The sequence below is a fragment of the Streptomyces glaucosporus genome, assembly GCF_039533345.1.
GTDB lineage: Bacteria > Actinomycetota > Actinomycetes > Streptomycetales > Streptomycetaceae > Streptomyces > Streptomyces glaucosporus.
The window spans coordinates 73,382-93,723 of record NZ_BAAATJ010000008.1; the positions used below are offsets into that span (position 1 = coordinate 73,382).

The window sequence follows — 20,342 nt, forward strand, 5'->3', positions numbered from 1 at the left end:
GTCAGAACAGCTTGCCCGGGTTGAGCAGGCCCAGCGGATCGAAGACCTGCTTGATGCCGCGCTGCATCTCCATGGCCACCGGGCCCAGCTCGCGGGCCATCCACTCCTTCTTGAGCATCCCCACCCCGTGCTCGCCGGTGATCGTGCCGCCCAGCTCCAGGCCGAGCGCCATGATCTCCCCGAACGCCGCCCGCGCCCGGCGGGCCTCGTCCGGGTCGCGCCCGTCGAAGCAGACCACGGGATGGGTGTTGCCGTCGCCCGCGTGGGCGCAGACGCCGATGGTCAGCCCGTGCTTCTCCGCGAGGGCCTCGACCCCCTGGAGCATGTCGGCCAGCCGGCCGCGGGGGACGCACACGTCGTCGATCAGCATCGTGCCCCCGACCGCCTCCAGGGCGACCAGCGCCGACCGCCGCGCCTGGAGCAGCATCGCGGACTCGGCCTCGTCCTCGGCGGGGACGACCCCGCTCGCCCCGGCCGCCGCGCACAGCTCCCCGACGGCGGCCAGGTCGGCCGCCGGGTCGGGGGTGTCGAAGGCGGCCAGCAGCAGCGCCCCGGTGGTCTCCGGAAGCCCCATCCGCGTCAGCTCGTTGACCGCGCGCAGCGTGGTGCGGTCCATCAGCTCCAGCAGCGCGGGCGTGTGCCCGGCGGCCATGATCCGGCACACCGCGTCGCCCGCGGCGGCGGCCGAGGGGAACTCGGCGGCCAGCGCGAGCTGCCGGGGCGGCCTGGGGCGCAGGGCCAGGGTGGCGCCGACGACGATGCCCAGGGAGCCCTCGGAGCCGACGAACAGCCGGGTCAGGTCGTAGCCCGCCACGCCCTTGGCGGTGCGGCGCCCGGTGGACATCAGCCGCCCGTCGGCCAGCACCACGTCCAGGCCCAGGACGTACTCGGCGGTGACCCCGTACTTCACGCAGCACAGTCCGCCGGCGGCCGTGCCGATGTTGCCGCCGATGGTGCACTGCTCCCAGCTGGAGGGGTCCGGCGGGTAGGACAGGCCCAGCTCCTCGGCGGCCCGGGAGAGGTCGGCGTTGACCACGCCCGGCTCGACGACCGCGATCCGGTCGACCGGGTCGATCTCCAGGATGCGGTCCATCCGCACCAGCGACAGCACGATGCACCCGTCGACGGCGTTGGCGCCGCCGGACAGCCCGGTGCGGGCGCCCTGCGGGACGACGGGCACCCGCAGCGCCGTCGCGGTGCGCATCACGTGCCGCACCTGCTCGACCGTGCGGGGCAGGACCACCACCGCGGGCGTGCCCGCCTCGCAGAAGCCCGCCATGTCGCGGGCGTAGGAGCCCGTCACGTCGGGGTCGGTGAGGACCGCGTCCTGCGGCAGGCCGTCCCGCAGCCGTTCGATCAGCGCGCTCATGGCGTCAGCCTGGCACCGGCGCGCCGCCCCGGCAACGGGGCGCCGGCGGGCCGGACGGTGCCGGGAACGGGCCGTGGCCCCGCCGTCAGGAAGGCGGGGCCACGGAGTACGGAGGGGGCGGCGGGAGCCGGGTCAGAGGTTGCCGCGCCTGGCCTGCTCGCGCTCGATCGCCTCGAACAGGGCCTTGAAGTTGCCCTTGCCGAAGCCCATGGACCCGTGGCGCTCGATCATCTCGAAGAACACCGTGGGACGGTCCTGGACGGGCTTGGTGAAGATCTGCAGCAGGTAGCCGTCCTCGTCGCGGTCGGCGAGGATCTTCAGCTCGCGCAGCTCGTCGATCGGCACCCGGGTCTCGCCGACCCACTCGCCGAGGGTGTCGTAGTAGGAGTCGGGGGTGTCGAGGAACTCCACGCCGGCGGCGCGCATGGCCCGCACGGTGGCGACGATGTCGTTGGTGGCGAGGGCGATGTGCTGCACGCCGGGGCCGCCGTAGAACTCCAGGTACTCGTCGATCTGCGACTTCTTCCTGGCGATCGCCGGCTCGTTGAGCGGGAACTTCACCTTGCGCCTGCCGTCGGCGACGACCTTCGACATCAGCGCGGAGTACTCGGTGGCGATGTCGTCGCCGACGAACTCCTTCATGTTGGTGAAGCCCATGACCTTGTTGTAGAAGGCCACCCACTCGTCCATCCTCCCGAGCTCGACGTTGCCCACGCAGTGGTCGATGGCCTGGAAGAAGCGGTGGGCCGGGGGCTCGACGATCGGGGAGGCGGCGACGAAGCCGGGCAGGTAGGGCCCCTCGTAGCCGGAGCGCTCCACCAGGGTGTGGCGGGTCTCGCCGTAGGTGGCGATGGCGGCGAGCACGACCGTGCCGTGCTCGTCCTTCAGCTCGTGGGGCTCCTCCAGGCCGGTGGCGCCGTGGGCGACGGCGTACTCGTAGGCGGCCCGGGCGTCCGGCACCTCGATGGCCAGGTCGATCACGCCGTCGCCGTGCGCGGCGACGTGCTCGGCCAGCCACCGGCCGCGGTCGGTGGAGGGCTTGATGACCGACGTCAGGACGAAGCGGGCGGACCCCGACTCCAGGACGTAGCTGGCGGTCTCCCGGCTGCCGTTCTCGGGGCCGGAGTAGGCCACGAGCCGCATGCCGAACGCCGTGGAGTAGTAGTGCGCGGCCTGCTTGGCGTTGCCCACGGCGAAGACGACCGCGTCCATCCCCTTCACCGGGAAGGGATCGGCCTGCCGGGCGGTGCTGGGGGTGTGGTGGGTGGTCTCAGTCATGGCGGCAGGCTCCCGCCGAACCACAAGATGCGCAATAGTTCGTGCAATCGCTGGGCACTTTGCTCAGTGACGACCCAGTCACACCGGGCGATCTGTACAGGATGACCACCGGAGGTAGGGCCATGGGCATCGACGAGCTGGACGGGCGGCTGCTGGAACTCCTCGCCGCCGAACCCCGCATAGGGGTGCTGGAGGCGTCCCGCCGCCTCGGCGTGGCCCGCGGCACCGTGCAGGCGCGGCTGGACCGGCTCCAGGGCAAGGGGGTGATCCGGGGCTTCGGCCCCGACGTGGACCCGGCGGCCATCGGCTACCCGGTCACCGCCTTCGCCACCCTGGAGATCAGCCAGGGGCAGGGCAACGACGTCCGGGCCCACCTGGCCTCCGTCCCCGAGGTGCTGGAGCTGCACACCATCACCGGACGCGGCGACATGCTCTGCCGCCTGGTGGCCCGCTCCAACGCGGACCTCCAGCGGGTGATCGACAAGGTGGTGGGGTTCGAGGGCATCGTGCGGGCCTCGACGGCCATCGTCATGGAGAACCCGGTCCCGCTGCGGATCATCCCGCTGGTGCGCCAGGCAGCCCGGGACGCCGACTGACGTTCGCCACGCGCCCGCACACGCCCCCACGCGCCCTCATCCGCCCCTCACGCTCCCTGGTCGGCGGCGGGACCGTTCCCCGCAGCCGGGAGGAGGGAGGGGCGCCCCGTGCTCGGGGCGAGGAGTCCGCTCTCTCTGGTAGATAGTGGACCAAGCGTTCCCCGGCCGCGTCGGCGGGCGGGGTGCGGCACAACGCCAAGCAACGGCCGAGCAGATACGGGACCGGACACATGAGCGCCCCTCCGTCAGCATCCGCCCACGGCACCCCGGGTCCGGGCTACTACCCGGACCCGTCCATCCCGGGGTACATCCGCTACTGGAACGGCGCCGCATGGGTACCCGGCACCAGCCGGCCCGCGCCGCCCGACGGCGAACCGATGCCCGCCCCGCCTGACGGGGCGGCCCCGCCGCAGCCGGCGCCGTCCGCGCCCGCCGCGCCGTCCGGGCCGTCCGGGCCGTCCGGGCAGGAGGAAGCGCCGCGCGAGGAGACGGGCCCGGTCTTCCTGGACGAGGAGGACGGTCCCGGGGACGCTCCCGCGGCGCCCCCGCGCAGCGGCACGCTTCCGGAGGTGCGCGGACGCGGCGAGGTGGACCTCCGGCCCGGCGGCCGGTCCGAGCCCGCCTCCGCCTGGCAGGCCGACGCCTCCCGGCAGTCCGGCTTCGACGGGGAGCGGGACGACCGCGTCTCCTGGGGCGCGGCCCCGGCGCTGGGCGCCGGACGCGCCCCGCAGGCCCTGGAACCGGGCTCCGACCCGCGCGGCGGCTGGAAGCGCGCGGACGCCGGGCCTGCGGGCGGCGGCGACGCCCCGCCCCGGACGGAGGGCACCATGCGGATGCGGCCCGTACGGCCGGCGGACGGCGGTGCTCCCGCCGCGCCCGCCGCGGGACGCCGGGAGGCCACCGGACCGCACACCCCCGAGGCCGCCCGCCCGGCGCCCGTACCCGCGCCCATGCCCGCACCCGCCCCCGCCCCCGCCCCCATGCCCATGCCCGCGCCCGCGCCCGCCGCGTCCGAACAGCCCTCGTGGACACGGCAGGTGCAGGAACTGGCGCAGCGCGCCCCCGCGTCCGGCGCACCGGCCCCCGGCCCGGGCGCCGCGCCCGCTCCCGCCGTGCCGGCCCAGCAGTCCCCGGCCGGGGCGCCGGCCGGACCGGAGCGGGTCGTGCCCTGGAAGCCGCCCACCGTCGATCCCTTCCTCCAGGCCGCCCAGCGCCAGGCCCGCCCCGCCGGGCTGGGGCGGCGGCTGGCGGCCCGGGCCGTCGACGGGATCGTCACCGCGGCGGTGACCGGCGCGGTGGCCTTCCCGTTCGTCGGCCCGAGCGTCGAGCACGTCCGGGAGGAGATCGAGGCCGTCGAACAGGCGGGCGTGACGCGGCAGGTCTGGCTGGTCGACGGGACCACCGGGGTCTACCTGGCGATCGTGCTGGGCGCCTTCCTCCTCTTCGGTCTCCTCTACGAGGTGCTGCCCACCGCCCGCTGGGGCCGCACGCTCGGCAAGAAGCTGTTCGGCCTCACGGTGCTCGACATCGAGGAGCAGGACACCCCGTCGTTCGGCGCCGCGCTGCGCCGCTGGCTGGTGTACGGCCCGCTGTCGCTGGTGGGGATCGGCCTGGTGGACGCCTTCTGGTGCGTCGTCGACAAGCCGTGGCGGCAGTGCTGGCACGACAAGGCGGCGCGCACCTTCGTGGCGCGCGGTTCGGAGTAGGCCGGCCCCGGCCCGGCGGCCGTCGCCCGAACGGCACACGCCGGATGCGCGGCGCGCGGCGGCACGGTGCACTCGGGCCATGAGGACACAGCAGCGGCGCCGCTTCCCCCGGGGAGGCCGGGGGTCGTCCGCGCGGAAGTCGCGGGGGTCAGCGGCGCACCGAGGGCTGCGGAAGCCGCCGTCCGGTTCCGGCGCGGTCCGCGCCGCGCTGCCCGGGCACCCCGCCCGGCACCGGGCGGGAGCGGTGCGCCGCGCGCCCGGCGGGCACCCTGACCGCGACGACCAGTCCGAGTGCGAGCGCCGCGCCCGCGACGGCCGCGATCCCGGCCCCCGAACGCGCCTGCGTCACCAGCAGCATGACGAGGGCCGAGAGGATGACGGTGGCCGAACCGTAGGCGAGTTGTGCGGGATTCGGACGCGGCATGGCGGAATCCGTCCTCGGGTGTCGGGAGTTGGCGTCGCACGACGGCGGTCGCGGTCCGCCGGACGACTCTACGGTGCCGCATGCCCGTGCGGTGAACTGGGTAAGCCCTCATCGGCCCGTGGCCGGCGCCACACCGGTGCACGGGGGGCGCACGGGTTCATGCCGCGGTTCCGGCGGCCGTCTCACGCCGGGTCAAGTGTCCGGAATCCGTGACGGGGTGGCCGAACACCGTACTTGCGTGGCGTGTTCAAATCAAGGTCTGTTTTTTCGGCCGCTGCTCATGTCCAATGCCTCCACACGTGTGTGCACACGTGCCATGGCCATGCATGGGGAGGGCAATACCTAGTGAAGAGCCAACGGAGGACCATCAGATCCGCCGCACTGGCCACGACGGTCGCCGTCATCGGGGCGACCTTTCTGACCGCCGGCACCGCCTACGCCAGCGAGGGCACCGCACCCGACGGCCGCGACCCGGCCGCCGCGGGCCTCAGTGACCACGCCAAGGGTCACAAGAAGGGCAAGGGCGGGCACGGCGAGCACGTGGCCCACGATCTGCCCGGTCCTCTGACCGAGAAGCAGCGCGCCCAGCGCCTCGCGGCCCTCGAGCGCCTGGCCTCGGGTGAGAAGCCCGTGACCAAGAACGGCTCCAAGGTCATGAAGCTCGACGACGAGAAGTACGTCGAGATGGAGCAGACCAAGACCGACAAGATCTTCACGATCCTGCTCGAGTTCGGCGACAAGGTGGACCCGAAGTACGGCGGCACCCCCGGTCCGCTGCACAACCAGATCCCCAAGCCGGACAGGAAGCAGGACAACTCCACCTACTGGGAGGAGGACTTCGACCAGAAGCACTTCGAGGAGATCTACTTCGGCGAGGGCGAGAACTCGCTGAAGACCTACTACGAGACCCAGTCCTCCGGCAAGTACTCCGTGGACGGCATGGTCTCCGACTGGGTCAAGGTCGAGTACAACGAGGCCCGTTACGGCAACAACGCCTGTGGCGACAACGTCTGCAGCACCGTCTGGGACGCCGTCCGCGACGGTGTGAACCAGTGGGTCGAGGACCAGAAGGCCGCCGGTCGCACCACCGAGCAGATCAAGGCCCAGCTGGCCGAGTACGACCAGTGGGACCGGTACGACTTCGACGCCGACGGCGACTTCAACGAGGCCGACGGCTACATCGACCACTTCCAGTTCGTCCACGCCGGCGAGGACGAGTCCGCCGGCGGCGGCGCGCAGGGCGAGGACGCCATCTGGGCCCACCGCTGGTACGCCTACGGCACCGACTACGGCCGCAGCGGGCCGGAGTTCAACAAGGCCGGCGGCACCGAGATCGGCGACACCGGCATCTGGGTCGGCGACTACACCGTGCAGCCCGAGAACGGCGGCCTGGGCGTCTTCGCCCACGAGTACGGCCACGACCTCGGCCTGCCGGACCTGTACGACACCAACGGCGGCGAGAACTCCACCGCCTACTGGACCCTGATGTCGTCCGGTTCCTGGCTGAGCAAGGGCAAGACCGCCATCGGCGACTCCGCGGGCGAGATGACCGCCTGGGACAAGCTGACGCTGGGCTGGCTGGACTACGAGACGGCCAAGGCCGCCACCAAGTCCACGCACAAGCTGGGCGCTTCGGCGAAGCCGGGCAAGAACCCGCAGGCGCTGATCGTCGAGCTGCCCGAGAAGGAGGTCACGACCGAGGTCGTGGAGCCCGCCGCGGGCAGCAAGCAGTGGTGGAGCGGCAGCGGTGACGACCTCCGCAACTCCCTGACCCGTACCGTCGACCTGACCGGTGCCTCCACCGCGTCGCTCGACCTCAAGGGCTGGTGGGAGATCGAGGCCGGCTACGACTACCTCTACACCCAGGTCTCCACCGACGGCGGCGCCACCTGGACCGCCCTGGACGGCACGAAGAACGGCGAGCCGCTCGGCCGCGACGCCAGCGGCGCCCCGGCGCTGGACGGCGAGTCCGGCGGCTGGGTGGACCTGTCGTACCCGCTGGACGAGTACGCGGGCAAGAAGATCCAGCTCCGCTTCCACTACCGCACCGACGGCGGCGTGGCGGAGAAGGGCTTCACGGCCGACGAGATCACCGTCACCGCCGACGGCGAGGAGGTCCTCACCGACGGCGCCGAGGGTGACGACAACGGCTGGACCGCGGACGGCTTCTCCCGCATCGGCGGGTCGTTCACCAACTCCTACCCGCAGTTCTACATCGCCGAGAACCGCCAGTACGTCTCCTACGACGAGACCCTGAAGGTCGGCCCGTACAACTTCGGCTGGCAGAACAGCCGCCCGGACTGGACCGAGCGCTACGCGTACCAGACCGGTCTGCTGATCTGGCTGTGGGACACCTCCCAGCTGGACAACAACACCAGCGTCCACCCGGGCGAGGGCCTGATCCTGCCGGTCGACGCCCACCCGAAGGCCGAGAAGTGGTCGGACGGCACGCTGATGCGCAACCGCGTGCAGTCCTACGACTCCCCCTTCAGCTGGTGGCCGACGAAGGGGATGACCCTGCACAAGAACGGCGAACCCGCCAAGGTGAGCTGGAAGCTGGGCAACCCGGTCTTCGACGACCGCAAGGGTGACTACTGGGACGAGTCCAACCCGACCGCCGGTGTGAAGGTGCCCGACACCAACACGCGGATCTCGATCGTCAGCCAGCCGCTGAACGGCAAGACGATCACCGTCCGGGTCGGACCCTCCAGCAAGAGGTAGAACCGCGTTTCCGCAGGTCACTGCGGGAATGAGGGAACAGGTCGGCCGCCGCCCCCTAGCGGGCGGCGGCCGATCGTGTTGAGAATGCGCCTGCGAGACCCTTTGCTGACGTGTTGTATAACGGGGGAGTGGTGAGCATGGCAGGTGGCGGCTGGATCCGGTTGCCGGACGGCAGCGTGGTGGTGGCCCTCTCGCTGCCCAGACCGGGGGCCGCGGGGCAGCGCGTGCGCTTCCTGGTCCACGCCGCCAACCGCGCCCGGGCCCTGACCCGGCTGCGGAACCTGGGCCTGCGCGCGGTCTACCTGCGCGGCAACACCGAGCCGCCCACGCCGGACGAGGTCAGCGCGGTGCTCCACCACCCCGACGGCCTGGTCTGGCGCTCGGCGACGCCCCGCGAGACCGACTTCTGGAGACCCGTGGGCGCCCTGCTCCGCAGCCCCGCCGCCGGATAGCCGGAAACCGCCCCCCGCACGGGCCGCGCCGCCCGCTCCGGCAGGATCCCCGCACGGCCCGGCACAGGCCCGCACGGCCCGGCGCCCCCGGGCACCCCGGGCGCGGGGAAGGCCCGGCGGCCGCCTCAGGGCTCCCGGACCACCGGCTCGCCGGTCAGCTCCACGCCCGCCTCCCGCAGCTCCCGGAGCGCCTTCCCGGTCGTCTCCGCCGCGACGCCGGCCGTCATGCCGAGCAGCACCCGCGCACGGAAGCCCTCGCGGGCCGCGTCCAGGGCGGTGGCGCGGACGCAGTGGTCGGTGGCGATGCCGACCACGTCCACCTCCGTGACCTCGTGGGAGCGCAGCCAGTCGGCCAGCCGGACGCCGTTCTCGTCCGAACCCTCGAAACCGCTGTAGGCCGCGGCGTACGCGCCCTTGTCGAAGACCGCGTCGATCGCGCCGGAGGCGACGGCGGGGGCGAAGTTCGGGTGGAAGCCCACGCCCTCGGTCCCGGCCACGCAGTGCGCGGGCCAGGAGCGGCGGAAGTCGGGGTGGTCGGAGAAGTGGTCGCCCGGGGCGATGTGGTGGTCGCGGGTCGCCACCACGTGGCGGTAGCCGGCGGTCGTCTGCCCGATCAGATCGGTGATGGCCGCGGCCACGTCGGCGCCGCCCGCCACCGCGAGGCTGCCGCCCTCACAGAAGTCGTTCTGGACGTCTACGACGATCAGGGCCCGGTGCATGGCGCACACCTTTCGGCTGGAGTGTTGTGGGAGGGAAGGGATCCGCCGGGGCCGGCGGGGGGACGGGGAGCGGACGGGCGGGGACGTTCCCGGTCCGGGGAGCCCGGCGTCCGCCGCGGGTGCGGGAGTCCGCGGACGGCACGGGCCGTCCCGCTCCCCATGGCGTACCCGGACGTGTCGGAGCGTACTCGGGCCTGCTCAGACGTACTCGGTCGGCAGGACCGGCTCGCCGCGCGAGAGCTGCGTCGCCGACAGCGGCAGCCCGTCGCGGGCCCGCACGTGCCGCTCACGGGCCGCGTCCAGCCGCTCCCGGGCCACGATCTCGCCGCCGCGGACCAGGTCCACCATCAGCAGCCGGTCCCTCAGCTCCCCGGGGACCTCGCCGGTGCCGACGACCTCCGCCTCCGCCACGCCGTGCTCGTCCAGGCGCCGCGCGGCCCACTTGACGCCGGCGACCGACATCTTGCCGCCCATGGACTTCTTCGCGACCGGCCGCAGCGGCGCGCCGGGGTCGTCGGAGTCCGCGCGGGCCACCAGCTTGTAGACCATCGACGCGGTCGGGTGCCCGCTGCCGGTGACGAGCTGGGTCCCCACGCCGTAGGCGTCCACCGGGGCGGCGGCGAGCGAGGCGATGGCGTACTCGTCCAGGTCGCTGGTCACGATGATCTTCGTGTTCCGCGCGCCCAGCTCGTCGAGCTGCTGCCGCACCCGGTGGGCGAGCAGCAGCAGGTCGCCGGAGTCGATGCGGACGGCGCCCAGGCGCGGGCCGGCCACCTCCACGGCGGTGCGCACGGCCTCGGCCACGTCGTAGGTGTCCACCAGGAGCGTGGTGCCGCGGCCCATGGACTCCACCTGCGCGGTGAAGGCGTCCCGCTCGGTGTCGTGCAGCAGGGTGAAGGCGTGGGCGCTGGTGCCGACGGTGGGGATCCCGTACCGGTACCCGGCGGCCAGGTCGGAGGTGGAGGAGAAGCCGCCGACGTACGCCGCCCGCGCCGCGGCCACCGCCGACAGCTCGTGGGTGCGCCGGGCCCCCATCTCCAGCAGCGGGCGCCCCTGCGCGGCGACGGCCATCCGGGACGCGGCGGCGGCGACGGCCGAGTCGTGGTTGAGGATCGACAGGATCACGGTCTCCAGCAGCACGCACTCGGCGAAGGTGCCCGTGACGCGCATGATCGGCGAGCCCGGGAAGTACACCTCGCCCTCGGGGTAGCCCGCGATGTCGCCGCTGAACCGGTAGTCGGCGAGCCAGGCGAGGGTGGGTTCGTCGACGACGCCCCGCTCGCGCAGGAACTCCAGGATCTCCGGCTCGAAGCGGAAGTTCTCGACCGCGTCCAGCACGCGCCCGGTGCCCGCCACCACGCCGTAGCGGCGGCCCTCGGGCAGTCGGCGGGTGAAGACCTCGAAGACGGCGCGCCGGTGGGCGGTCCCGCCGCGCAACGCGGCCTGCACCATGGTCAGTTCGTAGTGGTCGGTGAAGAGCGCAGTCGACGGCACCGCGACCGGCAGGCCCAGGTCTGCTGTGTTCATACGACGGATGCTACCTCTATTTCGTCAGACTGACGATATCTGTTCCGGCGGCGTCGGCGCCCCCGCCGACCCGTTTGCGCGTCCACCCGGTGCGGGTGGCAGCATGGAACCGTGAGCGACGACACACGCCGGACACCGACGCCTCCCGCCGTGCCCGTGCCGTGCCCCGCGGCGGGCCGTGCCGCCGGACGGGGCCGGACGGCCGGGGCCGTCCCGCGCCCGGAGGCCGCCTGCGGAGCCCTCGCGTCGGTCGCCCCCACGGAGCCCGCCGAGATCACCCGCCCGGAGTCGGACGAGGCGCCCGGGGCGGTGTCCGAGCCGGACGTCCCCTGGGTCACGGTCGTCCACAACGACCCGGTGAACCTGATGAGTTACGTGACATACGTGTTCCAGACCTACTTCGGGTACCCGAAGGAGAAGGCCAGAAAGCTGATGTTGGACGTCCACAACAAGGGCCGCGCGATCGTCTCCAGCGGCACCCGCGAGGAGATGGAACGCGACGTACAGGCCATGCACGGCTACGGCCTGTGGGCGACCCTCCAGCAGGACCGCTGATGCCCGGGCTCTTCGAACCCGCCGCCGCCGTGCCCGGAGGGGCCGCCGTCGCGCTCGACGAGGTGGAGATCTCCATCCTGCGCAGCCTGGTCGTCCAGCTCCTGGAGCTGATCGGCCCCGGCCCCGGCGGCGAGCAGGCCGGAGGTGCCGAGCAGGACCCGCTGGCAGCGCTGATGGCCGACGGCCCCAGCGAGCCCCCCGCCGACCCGGCGCTGGCGCGTCTCTTCCCCGACGCCTACGGCGGCCCCGGCGCCGAGTCCGACGAGCGGACGCGGGCCGCCGCCGCGGAGTTCCGCCGCTACACCGAGAACGACCTGCGCGCCCGCAAGCGCGAGGACGGCCTCGCCGTCGTGCGCGCCCTGGACGGGCTCGCACCCGAGGACGCGGGGGGCGCGGTGCTCACCCTCACCCCCGAGCAGTCGCGGCAGTGGCTCGGCACGCTCAACGACCTGCGGCTGGCGATCGGCACGCGCCTGGAGCTCGCCGACGACAAGGACAGCGACGAGCTGTACGACCTGCCGGACGGCGATCCGCGCAAGCCGATCGCGATGGCCTACCTGTGGCTGGGAGCCCTGCAGGAATCCCTGCTGGAGACGATGACGCGCTGAGCGGAGCGCTCCGATTACGCTCCGCATTCGAGGTGTGTCCGGTTGCCGGGGCGGTGCGTCCGATTTCCGAACACGGTGTCCAGTTTGGTTGTGTATTTCCTGCTGTGATGCGACCGTAATATGAACATGTGATCCAGGTCACGCCTTGCCGGTGGCGCAGCGTGGTAGGAACACCCAACCCGATTTTCCGCCAGGGCCTCAGCCGAGGCCGCGACCCCGGCGGAAACCCGGGCAGAACCGCGCTCGGCCTTTTGGACAACGACGTTCTCCCTGTCCGCCGCATTCCCGGCGACCACCCGTCGCCGTATGCCCCCGCAGCCGCACCAGCCAGAGGTACCCCATGGCAGAGACCGAATCCTGGACGACCAGAATCGACGAGGGGATCAGCGACTTCGCCGACCCCATCGCCTCGAAGCTGAGCGACATCGTCTTCTACACCATCCCCGTCGGCGACACGGAGTTCCCCTGGATCGTCGGCTGGCTCGTGCTGGCCGGCCTGGTGTTCACCGCCTACTTCGGGTTCGCCCAGGTACGCCACATAGGCACCGCCCTCAAGCTGGTCAGGGGCAAGTACGAGCAGAAGGACGCCCCCGGTGAGGTGAGCCACTTCCAGGCCCTCACCTCCGCCGTCTCCGGAACCGTCGGACTCGGCAACATCGCCGGCGTCGCCATCGCGGTCACCATCGGCGGCCCCGGCGCCACCTTCTGGATGATCGTCTGCGGCCTCCTCGGCATGGCCACCAAGTTCGTCGAGTGCACCCTCGGAGTGAAGTACCGCGAGGTCCACGCCGACGGCACCGTCTCCGGCGGCCCGATGCACTACCTGCGCAAGGGCATGGCCGAACGCGGATACGGCGCCCTGGGCAAGGTCCTCGCGGCCGGCTCCGCCTTCGCGCTGATGTTCTTCGCCTTCTTCGGCGGCAACCTCTTCCAGGTCAACCAGAGCCTGGAGCAGCTCCGGTCCGTGACCGGCAAGGACGACAGCGTCTTCGCCACCTCCGGCGGCGCCCTCGCCTTCGGAATCCTGCTCGCCGTCCTGGTCGCCCTGGTCCTCGTCGGCGGCATGCGCTCCATCGGCGCCGTCACCAGCCGGCTGGTCCCCGCGATGGCGATCGTCTACGTCGGCGCCTGCCTCGCGGTCATCCTGGTCAACATCACCGAGGTCCCGTCCGCCGTCGTCACCATCCTCGAGGGCGCCTTCGCCCCCGAGGGCGTCGCCGGCGGCGTCATCGGCGCACTGATCGTCGGCTTCCAGCGCGCCGCCTTCTCCAACGAGGCCGGCATCGGCTCCGCCCCGATCGCCCACTCCGCGGTGAAGACCAAGCGCCCCGCCACCGAGGGCGTCGTCGCGATGCTCGAGCCCTTCGTCGACACGGTCATCATCTGCACCATGACCGCGCTGACCATCGTCATCGCCAGCACCCCGAGCTGGGAGGCGGCCCGCGAGGCCGTGGCGGACGGCAGTGCCCCCGAGTCCGGCGTGGCCCTGACCTCGGACGCCTTCGAGACCGTCATCTCCTGGTTCCCGTACGTGCTGACGGTCGCGGTCCTCCTCTTCGCCATCTCCACGATCATCACCTGGGGCTACTACGGCCTGAAGACCTGGACGTACTTCTTCGGCCGCAGCAAGGCCAGCGAGACCCTCTACAACGTCCTGTTCAGCCTCATCGTCGTCGCCGGCGCCCTGATGTCCCTGGGCTCCCTGGTCGCCATGGCCGACTCCTTCCTGTTCATCGCCGCGGTGTTCAACATCATCGGCCTGTACCTGCTGGCCCCCATGGTCAAGAAGGAACTCGGGAAGGTCCTCGACTACGTCCGCCGCCGCGACGCCGGCGAGACCGAGGAGCAGATCGAGGCCGACGAGGCCGGCTCCGCCGGAGAGGCCGCCCCGCTCGCCAAGTGACCCCCGCCCACCGGCCGGACAGTCCGCACCGCACCACCGGGGCCTCGCCCGTACCGACCACCGGTACGGGCGGGGCCCCGCCCGTCCGCCCCGCCCGCGTCCCCCCTGCCTATGCTGTGGGCCATGCTGACCATCACCCAGGAGCTGCACGACAAGATCGTCGCGCACGCCCGGCAGGACCACCCCGACGAGGCGTGCGGCGTCATCGCCGGCCCGGCCGGCAGCGACCGGCCCGAACGCTTCATCCCCATGCTGAACGCCGCCCGCTCCCCGACGTTCTACGAGTTCGACTCCGGTGACCTCCTCAAGCTCTACCGCGAGATGGACGACCGCGACGAGGAACCCGTCGTGATCTACCACTCCCACACGGCCACCGAGGCGTACCCCTCGCGCACCGACGTCGCCTACGCCAACGAGCCCGGCGCCCACTACGTCCTGGTCTCCACCGCCGAGTGCGGCAACGACGAGGGCCCCTTCTCCTTCCGGTCCTTCCGCATCGTGGACGGCGAGATCACGGAGGAAGAGGTCAGGATCGTCCCGGCCTACGAGGACTGACACGGCCGGAACGCCCCGCGGAGCCGCCCGGCACGGAAGACGAGACGAAAGGTGAGACGGCACGGTCCGCATCGTGACATGCCCATCCGAATCCCCGGCCGGGAATCGTTACGATGAGCCCATGGTTAACCACGACGTGAGCGACACCCACCCGGGCAGCGCCCCGGGCACGCTGCTCGTGGCACGCCTGCACGTGGACCTGTGCCGCCTCGCCAGTGCCGCATGTCGGCCCCGCGTCCGCGCCCGCGACTGACCGGGCGTCCCCGCGCGGCCCCCGCCGGCCGCACCCGCGCACATCCCGCACGGCCCCACACCGTCCGCTTCCCGCCTCTCCCACAGGAGCACACCCATGGCCATCGAGGTCCGCATCCCGACCATCCTCCGCACCCACACGGGCGGCCAGAAGACCGTCGAGGGCAACGGCGGCACCCTCGCCGAACTCATCGACGACCTGGAGACCCGCCACAGCGGCATCCGGGAGCGCCTGGTCGAGGGCGGTGAGCTGCGCCGCTTCGTCAACGTCTACCTCAACGACGAGGACGTCCGCTTCCTCGACGGCATCTCCACCAAGCTCAGCGACGGCGACAGCGTGACCATCCTGCCCGCGGTGGCCGGAGGATCCGCCATGGCCGGGGGCATGCGCTGATGCGCTACGACTCGCCGATCGCCGCGGTGGGAAACACCCCCCTGGTGCTCCTGCCGCGGCTCTCCCCCTCCGAGAACGTCCGCATCTGGGCCAAGCTGGAGGACCGCAACCCCACCGGCTCGATCAAGGACCGCCCCGCCCTCCACATGATCGAGCAGGCCGAGAAGGAGGGCCGGCTCACCCCCGGCTGCACCATCCTCGAACCCACCTCCGGCAACACCGGCATCTCGCTGGCCATGGCGGCCAGGCTCAAGGGCTACCGCATGGTCTGCGTCATGCCGGAGAACACCAGCGAGGAACGCCGCCAGCTCCTGGCCATGTGGGGCGCCGAGATCATCTCCTCCCCGGCCGCCGGCGGCTCCAACACCGCCGTGCGCGTCGCCAAGGAACTGGCCGCCGAGCACCCCGACTGGGTCATGCTCTACCAGTACGGCAACCCCGACAACGCCGGCGCCCACTACACCGGCACCGGCCCCGAGATCTACGCCGACCTGCCCTCCATCACCCACTTCGTCGCCGGCCTCGGCACCACCGGCACCCTGATGGGCGCGGGCCGCTACCTGCGCGAGAAGGTCCCCGGCATCCAGATCGTCGCCGCCGAACCGCGCTACGACGACCTCGTCTACGGCCTCCGCAACCTCGACGAGGGCTTCGTCCCCGAGCTGTACGACGAGAGCGTCCTCACCACCCGCTACTCCGTGGGCTCCGAGGACGCCGTCACCCGCACCCGCGAACTCCTCGCCCAGGAAGGCATCTTCGCGGGCGTCTCCACCGGCGCGGCCCTCCACGCCGCCATCGGCGTCGGCCGCAAGGCCATGAAGGCGGGCGAGAACGCCGACATCGTCTTCATCGTCGCCGACGGAGGCTGGAAGTACCTCTCCACCGGCATCTACACCGCCCCCAGCACCGAAGCCGCGGTCGAGGCACTCCACGGACAGCTCTGGGCGTGAGCCCCGCGACGACCTCCGCGTGACACCCGCCGACGGGCCGCGCGCGGAACCCGCCGCGCCACCCCCCGCACGGCGCACCCGCCCCGCCGCCACGCTCCCCGCCGCCACCGCGCGGCCGGGAGCGGCGGCGCACCACCACTCACCGGCCCCCGGCGCGCCCCGCCGCGGAACGCCCGCGGCCGTCCCCCGGCGGCACCCCGGTGCCACCGGCCGCAACCCCTCCGGACGCGCCGCCGCGGGCGCCCCCACGGACCTACCCCGCCCTGGTGATTCCGCCCACAACGGAGCCACACGGAGGAGCCACCGGCCCCCGCGCGCCGTACGCTCAGGTAACCCCTCTTCCCGGGCCACGGAGGTTCCTTCCCCATGAAGCTCACCGTCGTCGGCTGCTCGGGATCGTTCCCGTCCGCGGAATCGGCCTGTTCGAGCTACCTCGTCGAGGCCGACGGCTACCGGCTCCTGCTCGACATGGGAAACGGTGCCCTCGGCGAACTGCAGCGCCACTGCGGCCTCTACGACCTCGACGCCGTCGTCCTCAGCCATCTCCACGCCGACCACTGCATCGACATGTGCGCGTACTTCGTGGCTCGGTACTACCGCTTCGAGGGCGGCCGCTGCCAGGCCATCCCGGTCTACGGCCCCAAGGGCACCGAACAGAGGCTCACCGCGGCCTACGCCGACACCCCGTCCGACACCTCCATGAGCGAGGTGTTCGACTTCCACGACCTGGCTCCCGCGAGCACCTTCCGCCTCGGCCCCCTCACCGTCCACGCCGACCTGATGCGGCATCCCGTGGAGACCTACGGCTTCCGCGTCGAGCACAACGGCAGGACCATCGCCTACTCCGGCGACACCGGCCCCTGCGACGCGCTCACCGGCCTCGCCCGCGACGCCGACATCTTCCTGTGCGAGGCGTCCTTCACCGACGGCAAGGAGGACCTCCCCGAACTCCACCTCAACGGACGGGAAGCCGGGGAGTTCGCCAGGAAGGCCGGGGTCGAACGCCTGGTGCTCACCCACATCCCGCCGTGGACCGACCCCCGGGTCAACCTGCGCGACGCCGCGACCGCGTTCGGCGGCCCGGCGGAACTGGCCCGCCCCGGGGCCGTGTACGAACTCTGAGGCGGGTACACGGACCCACGGCGGCCGCCCGCGGAAACCCACGCCCCGCGGGCGGCCGCACCCGTTCCGCCAACTCCGCCCCCGCGGCCCCGAGTCCGCCGGACTGTGCCGCTACGCCCTGTACTGCGCCTTCTCCAGCTCCTCCGCCTCCTCCTCCGGTTCCCGGCCCGGCGTGGGCAGATCGAACCTGACGATCGCGAAGCGGAAGACGGCGTAGTACACCGCCGCGAAGCACAGCCCCAGCACCACCAGCAGCCAGGGTCTGGTCGCGATCCCCAGGTTCAGCAGGAAGTCGATCGCGCCGGCCGAGAAACCGAAGCCGTCCCTCGCCCCCAGCGCCCAACTCAGCGCCATCGACAGGCCCGTCAGCAGCGCGTGCACCACGTACAGCGCCGGCGCGACGAACATGAACGTGAACTCGATCGGCTCCGTCACCCCCGTCACGAAGGCGGTCAGCGCCACCGAGAACATCATCCCGCCCACCACCTTGCGGCGCTCGGGCCGGGCGCAGTGGTAGATCGCCAGACAGGCCGCCGGAAGCGCGAACATCATGATCGGGAAGAACCCGGTCATGAACTGCCCCGCCGTCGGATCCCCGTGCAGGAAACGGGCGATGTCGCCCTGGTACCGCACCCCGCCGTCCTCGTAGGAGCCCGCCTGGAACCACGGGAACGAGTTCAGCAGGTGGTGCATCCCGACCGGGATCAGCGCGCGGTTGGCCACCCCGAAGATCCCCGCGCCCACCGCCCCGGAGCCCACCAGCCACTCGCCGAACCCGTGGATCGCGGCCCCCAGCGCCGGCCACGCGTACCCGAAGACCACGCCCAGCACCAGCCCCGCGAAGGACGCCAGGATCGGCACCAGGCGGCGCCCCCCGAAGAACCCCAGCCAGTCCGGCAGCTTCTTGCGGTGGTACCGCTGGTAGAGCAGGGCCACGACGAGGCCCATGACCACGCCTCCCAGCACCCCCGCGTCCGCGGGCTGCGGCACACCGTCCTCCGGCGGCAGGTTGGGATCCGTGAAGGTGGCCATCACCTGCCGGAAGACCAGATAGCCCACCACCGCCGCCAGACCCGTCGAACCGTCGGACCGTCTGGCGAAACCGACCGCGATGCCCACGGCGAACAGCAGCGGAAGGTTGTCCAGCAGTGCGCCGCCGCCCGCCGCCAGGAACTCGGCCACACGGTTGACGGCGGCCGGGAAACCCTCCCGGCCGAGCATGTCCTCGTACCCCAGACGGACCATCAGGGCCGCCGCGGGCAGCGTGGCGATCGGCAGCATCAGGCTGCGGCCGATGCGCTGGGCCACCGCCATCGCCGCCGAACCGCGGCCCGGACCGCGGTCCGAACCGCCGCTCCTGCTGTCGGCGGACGCCGGAACATCGGCCGTGGACATCAGCTTCCTCCTGTGGGGCCATGGGACTGTGGGACCGCGCGATCCACCCGCGGAAGACGGTTCGGACCACTCCGGACGCCCTCTCGCGAGACGGGCATACCGTAGGTTAATGTGCCAATACGGTCAGGTAGGGGAAGCCGACGCCGGAACGCCACACGGAACGTCGCACGAACAGCAGCGGAGACGGAACCGGCGCAGACGGAGGAGAGAACATGGCCAGCAAGGCGGAGAACATCGTCGCCGGACTCGGAGGCATCGACAACATCATCGAAATCGAGGGCTGCATCACCCGCCTCCGCACCGAAGTGGAGAACCCCTCCCTCGTCGACGAGACCGCCCTCAAAGCCGCGGGCGCCCACGGCGTCGTCAGGATGGGCTCCGCCATCCAGGTCGTCATCGGCACCGACGCCGACCCCATCGCCGCCGAAATCGAGGACATGATGTGACCCCCGCTCACCCCCGCACACCCCGCCCCGCGCCCCCCACCCACCCGGAACGAGCCCACCCCCCGCCCGACTAGGCTCGCCCCCATGTCACGCATCGACGGCCGCACAGCCGACCAACTCCGCCCCGTCACCATCGAACGCGGCTGGAGCAAACACGCCGAGGGCTCCGCCCTCATCGCCTTCGGCAACACCAAGGTCCTCTGCACCGCCAGCCTCACCGAAGGCGTACCGCGCTGGCGCAAAGGCAGCGGAGAAGGCTGGGTCACCGCCGAATACGCCATGCTCCCCCGCTCCACCAACACCCGCGGCGACCGCGAATCCGTCCGCGGCCGCATCGGCGGCCGCACCCACGAGATCTCCCGCCTCATCGGCCGCTCGCTCCGCGCCGTCGTCGACCTCAAGGCCCTCGGCGAGAACACCGTCGTCCTCGACTGCGACGTCCTCCAGGCCGACGGCGGCACCCGCACCGCCGCCATCACCGGCGCCTACGTCGCCCTCGCCGACGCCATCGCCTGGGCCCGCGACAACAAACTCGTCCGCGCCAAGGCCCAGCCCCTCACCGGCACCGTCTCCGCCGTCAGCGTCGGCATCGTGGGAGGCGCCCCCCTCCTCGACCTCTGCTACGAGGAGGACGTCAACGCCGAGACCGACATGAACGTCGTCTGCACCGGCGACGGCCGCTTCGTCGAAGTCCAGGGCACCGCCGAGGCCACTCCCTTCGACCGCGCCGAACTCGACACCCTCCTCGACCTGGCCGTCGCCGGCTGCGCACGGCTCGACGACATCCAGCGCCGGGCACTGGCCGCCCAGTGACCCGCCGCGGGACCGCGGCACCGCACGGAACTTTACGAGCGCTTTGCACGTCCTAGAGGGTGCGGGCCGTACGGGTCGAGCCGTACGGCCCGTCCAGGTGCCCCACCCACCAGAGAGGACACCATGCGCCGCCGGACCACCCTCGCCGCCCTCGCACCCCTCGCCCTCGCGCTTCCCCTGCTGGGCTGCAGCGCCGTCCAGAACGCACTGGACTGCGCCAACACCGCCGTCGTCATCGCCGACAGCGCGGGCGACCTCCAGCAGGCCGTGTCCGACGGAGCCGAGAACCCCGCCGAGATCACCGAATCCCTCGACCGCATCGACCGGAACCTCGACAAGATCGGCGAGAGCACCGGGGACAGCGACCTCGGCAAGGTCGTCGACGACCTCCAGAAGGCCGTCGACAACGTCCGCGCCGCCGCCGACAAGGGCGAAACCCCCGACGTCACCCCCGTGCTCGACGCCGCCGACGAACTCACCAAGGTCTGCACGCCCAACTGAGCCGCACCCCCGGCCGAGCCGAACGGGCGAGACGGGAGGAACGGGCCGCCGCCCGG

At 72.2% G+C, this 20,342-nt stretch carries 20 protein-coding genes and 1 pseudogene; 15 read left to right on the top strand and 6 right to left on the bottom strand.

Features of this window, described 5'->3' with window-relative positions:
* Position 1 precedes the first annotated feature (1 nt).
* Both ABD358_RS11440 and hppD read right to left on the bottom strand, forming a co-directional pair.
* A complete protein-coding gene (locus tag ABD358_RS11440) occupies positions 2-1,369 on the bottom strand; it encodes an FAD-binding oxidoreductase (protein WP_344630816.1) in 1,368 nt (455 codons plus the stop codon).
* Between the two features lie 132 nt (positions 1,370-1,501).
* Positions 1,502-2,647, bottom strand: coding sequence for a 4-hydroxyphenylpyruvate dioxygenase (gene hppD / locus ABD358_RS11445; protein ID WP_344630817.1), 1,146 nt, complete (start codon positions 2,645-2,647; stop codon positions 1,502-1,504).
* A 122-nt stretch (positions 2,648-2,769) separates the two neighbouring features.
* Here hppD and ABD358_RS11450 point away from each other — a divergent pair, with 122 nt between their 5' ends.
* Positions 2,770-3,243 carry an Lrp/AsnC family transcriptional regulator gene (locus ABD358_RS11450; protein ID WP_344630818.1) on the top strand — a complete coding sequence of 158 codons (474 nt, stop codon included), beginning with the start codon at positions 2,770-2,772 and terminating at the stop codon, positions 3,241-3,243.
* A 230-nt stretch (positions 3,244-3,473) separates the two neighbouring features.
* A complete protein-coding gene (locus ABD358_RS11455; protein WP_344630819.1) occupies positions 3,474-4,949 on the top strand; it encodes an RDD family protein in 1,476 nt (491 codons plus the stop codon).
* A gap of 148 nt (positions 4,950-5,097) precedes the next feature.
* Here ABD358_RS11455 and ABD358_RS11460 read toward each other — a convergent pair whose 3' ends face one another.
* Positions 5,098-5,373 carry a hypothetical protein gene (locus ABD358_RS11460; protein ID WP_344630820.1) on the bottom strand — a complete coding sequence of 92 codons (276 nt, stop codon included), beginning with the start codon at positions 5,371-5,373 and terminating at the stop codon, positions 5,098-5,100.
* 345 nt (positions 5,374-5,718) lie between these two features.
* Between ABD358_RS11460 and ABD358_RS11465 the strand changes: the two genes are divergently transcribed.
* Both ABD358_RS11465 and ABD358_RS11470 read left to right on the top strand, forming a co-directional pair.
* On the top strand, positions 5,719-8,094 hold the full coding sequence (locus tag ABD358_RS11465; RefSeq protein ID WP_344630821.1) for an immune inhibitor A domain-containing protein: 2,376 nt from the start codon (positions 5,719-5,721) through the stop codon (positions 8,092-8,094).
* A 137-nt stretch (positions 8,095-8,231) separates the two neighbouring features.
* On the top strand, positions 8,232-8,546 hold the full coding sequence (locus tag ABD358_RS11470) for a hypothetical protein (protein ID WP_344630917.1): 315 nt from the start codon (positions 8,232-8,234) through the stop codon (positions 8,544-8,546).
* Between the two features lie 125 nt (positions 8,547-8,671).
* On the opposite strand, the gene ABD358_RS11475 is transcribed toward ABD358_RS11470, so the two are convergent.
* Entirely contained in the window at positions 8,672-9,265 is a 594-nt protein-coding gene (locus ABD358_RS11475; RefSeq protein WP_344630822.1) for an isochorismatase family protein, read from the bottom strand.
* A gap of 198 nt (positions 9,266-9,463) precedes the next feature.
* A complete protein-coding gene (locus ABD358_RS11480; protein ID WP_344630823.1) occupies positions 9,464-10,792 on the bottom strand; it encodes a nicotinate phosphoribosyltransferase in 1,329 nt (442 codons plus the stop codon).
* A gap of 273 nt (positions 10,793-11,065) precedes the next feature.
* Here ABD358_RS11480 and clpS point away from each other — a divergent pair, with 273 nt between their 5' ends.
* The 8 genes from clpS (at position 11,066) to ABD358_RS11520 (ending at position 17,131) form a co-directional block, all read left to right on the top strand.
* Entirely contained in the window at positions 11,066-11,347 is a 282-nt protein-coding gene (clpS, locus tag ABD358_RS11485) for an ATP-dependent Clp protease adapter ClpS (RefSeq protein WP_344630918.1), read from the top strand.
* Positions 11,347-11,955, top strand: a complete 609-nt coding sequence (locus ABD358_RS11490) for a DUF2017 domain-containing protein (protein ID WP_344630824.1) — start codon at positions 11,347-11,349, stop codon at positions 11,953-11,955. Before clpS ends, ABD358_RS11490 begins: the two co-directional genes overlap by 1 nt.
* Before the next feature lie 340 nt (positions 11,956-12,295).
* Positions 12,296-13,858 (top strand): alanine/glycine:cation symporter family protein, encoded by a 1,563-nt coding sequence (locus ABD358_RS11495; RefSeq protein ID WP_344630825.1) that lies wholly within the window; start codon positions 12,296-12,298, stop codon positions 13,856-13,858.
* Positions 13,859-13,981: 123 nt separating this feature from the next.
* On the top strand, positions 13,982-14,413 hold the full coding sequence (locus ABD358_RS11500) for a M67 family metallopeptidase (protein ID WP_344630826.1): 432 nt from the start codon (positions 13,982-13,984) through the stop codon (positions 14,411-14,413).
* Between the two features lie 121 nt (positions 14,414-14,534).
* Positions 14,535-14,666 carry a putative leader peptide gene (locus ABD358_RS11505; RefSeq protein WP_344630827.1) on the top strand — a complete coding sequence of 44 codons (132 nt, stop codon included), beginning with the start codon at positions 14,535-14,537 and terminating at the stop codon, positions 14,664-14,666.
* Between the two features lie 96 nt (positions 14,667-14,762).
* Entirely contained in the window at positions 14,763-15,059 is a 297-nt protein-coding gene (locus tag ABD358_RS11510) for a MoaD/ThiS family protein (RefSeq protein ID WP_344630828.1), read from the top strand.
* Entirely contained in the window at positions 15,059-16,009 is a 951-nt protein-coding gene (locus ABD358_RS11515) for a PLP-dependent cysteine synthase family protein (RefSeq protein ID WP_344630829.1), read from the top strand. Before ABD358_RS11510 ends, ABD358_RS11515 begins: the two co-directional genes overlap by 1 nt.
* A gap of 366 nt (positions 16,010-16,375) precedes the next feature.
* Positions 16,376-17,131 (top strand): MBL fold metallo-hydrolase, encoded by a 756-nt coding sequence (locus ABD358_RS11520; RefSeq protein WP_344630830.1) that lies wholly within the window; start codon positions 16,376-16,378, stop codon positions 17,129-17,131.
* Between the two features lie 111 nt (positions 17,132-17,242).
* Here the strand turns inward: ABD358_RS11520 and ABD358_RS11525 are convergent, their stop codons facing one another.
* Positions 17,243-18,526: a PTS transporter subunit EIIC gene (locus ABD358_RS11525; RefSeq protein ID WP_344630831.1), complete on the bottom strand. Its 1,284-nt coding sequence runs from the start codon at positions 18,524-18,526 to the stop codon at positions 17,243-17,245.
* 182 nt (positions 18,527-18,708) lie between these two features.
* Between ABD358_RS11525 and ABD358_RS11530 the strand changes: the two are divergent.
* The 3 genes and pseudogenes from ABD358_RS11530 to ABD358_RS11540 form a co-directional block, all read left to right on the top strand.
* Positions 18,709-18,972: pseudogene (locus ABD358_RS11530) on the top strand (PTS sugar transporter subunit IIB); the annotation flags it as partial.
* Positions 18,973-19,056: 84 nt separating this feature from the next.
* On the top strand, positions 19,057-19,785 hold the full coding sequence (rph, locus tag ABD358_RS11535) for a ribonuclease PH (RefSeq protein ID WP_344630832.1): 729 nt from the start codon (positions 19,057-19,059) through the stop codon (positions 19,783-19,785).
* A gap of 123 nt (positions 19,786-19,908) precedes the next feature.
* Entirely contained in the window at positions 19,909-20,286 is a 378-nt protein-coding gene (locus ABD358_RS11540; RefSeq protein WP_344630833.1) for a hypothetical protein, read from the top strand.
* Positions 20,287-20,342 lie beyond the last annotated feature (56 nt).

Bases quoted from the DNA above. Each gene is read 5' to 3' on its own strand.
- ABD358_RS11440 (WP_344630816.1), bottom strand. From the start codon at position 1,369: ATGAGCGCGCTGATCGAACGGCTGCGGGACGGCCTGCCGCAGGACGCG.
- hppD (WP_344630817.1), bottom strand. From the start codon at position 2,647: ATGACTGAGACCACCCACCACACCCCCAGCACCGCCCGGCAGGCCGAT.
- ABD358_RS11450 (WP_344630818.1), top strand. From the start codon at position 2,770: ATGGGCATCGACGAGCTGGACGGGCGGCTGCTGGAACTCCTCGCCGCC.
- ABD358_RS11455 (WP_344630819.1), top strand. From the start codon at position 3,474: ATGAGCGCCCCTCCGTCAGCATCCGCCCACGGCACCCCGGGTCCGGGC.
- ABD358_RS11460 (WP_344630820.1), bottom strand. From the start codon at position 5,373: ATGCCGCGTCCGAATCCCGCACAACTCGCCTACGGTTCGGCCACCGTC.
- ABD358_RS11470 (WP_344630917.1), top strand. From the start codon at position 8,232: ATGGCAGGTGGCGGCTGGATCCGGTTGCCGGACGGCAGCGTGGTGGTG.
- ABD358_RS11475 (WP_344630822.1), bottom strand. From the start codon at position 9,265: ATGCACCGGGCCCTGATCGTCGTAGACGTCCAGAACGACTTCTGTGAG.
- ABD358_RS11480 (WP_344630823.1), bottom strand. From the start codon at position 10,792: ATGAACACAGCAGACCTGGGCCTGCCGGTCGCGGTGCCGTCGACTGCG.
- ABD358_RS11490 (WP_344630824.1), top strand. From the start codon at position 11,347: ATGCCCGGGCTCTTCGAACCCGCCGCCGCCGTGCCCGGAGGGGCCGCC.
- ABD358_RS11495 (WP_344630825.1), top strand. From the start codon at position 12,296: ATGGCAGAGACCGAATCCTGGACGACCAGAATCGACGAGGGGATCAGC.
- ABD358_RS11500 (WP_344630826.1), top strand. From the start codon at position 13,982: ATGCTGACCATCACCCAGGAGCTGCACGACAAGATCGTCGCGCACGCC.
- ABD358_RS11505 (WP_344630827.1), top strand. From the start codon at position 14,535: ATGGTTAACCACGACGTGAGCGACACCCACCCGGGCAGCGCCCCGGGC.
- ABD358_RS11510 (WP_344630828.1), top strand. From the start codon at position 14,763: ATGGCCATCGAGGTCCGCATCCCGACCATCCTCCGCACCCACACGGGC.
- ABD358_RS11515 (WP_344630829.1), top strand. From the start codon at position 15,059: ATGCGCTACGACTCGCCGATCGCCGCGGTGGGAAACACCCCCCTGGTG.
- ABD358_RS11520 (WP_344630830.1), top strand. From the start codon at position 16,376: ATGAAGCTCACCGTCGTCGGCTGCTCGGGATCGTTCCCGTCCGCGGAA.
- ABD358_RS11525 (WP_344630831.1), bottom strand. From the start codon at position 18,526: ATGTCCACGGCCGATGTTCCGGCGTCCGCCGACAGCAGGAGCGGCGGT.
- rph (WP_344630832.1), top strand. From the start codon at position 19,057: ATGTCACGCATCGACGGCCGCACAGCCGACCAACTCCGCCCCGTCACC.
- ABD358_RS11540 (WP_344630833.1), top strand. From the start codon at position 19,909: ATGCGCCGCCGGACCACCCTCGCCGCCCTCGCACCCCTCGCCCTCGCG.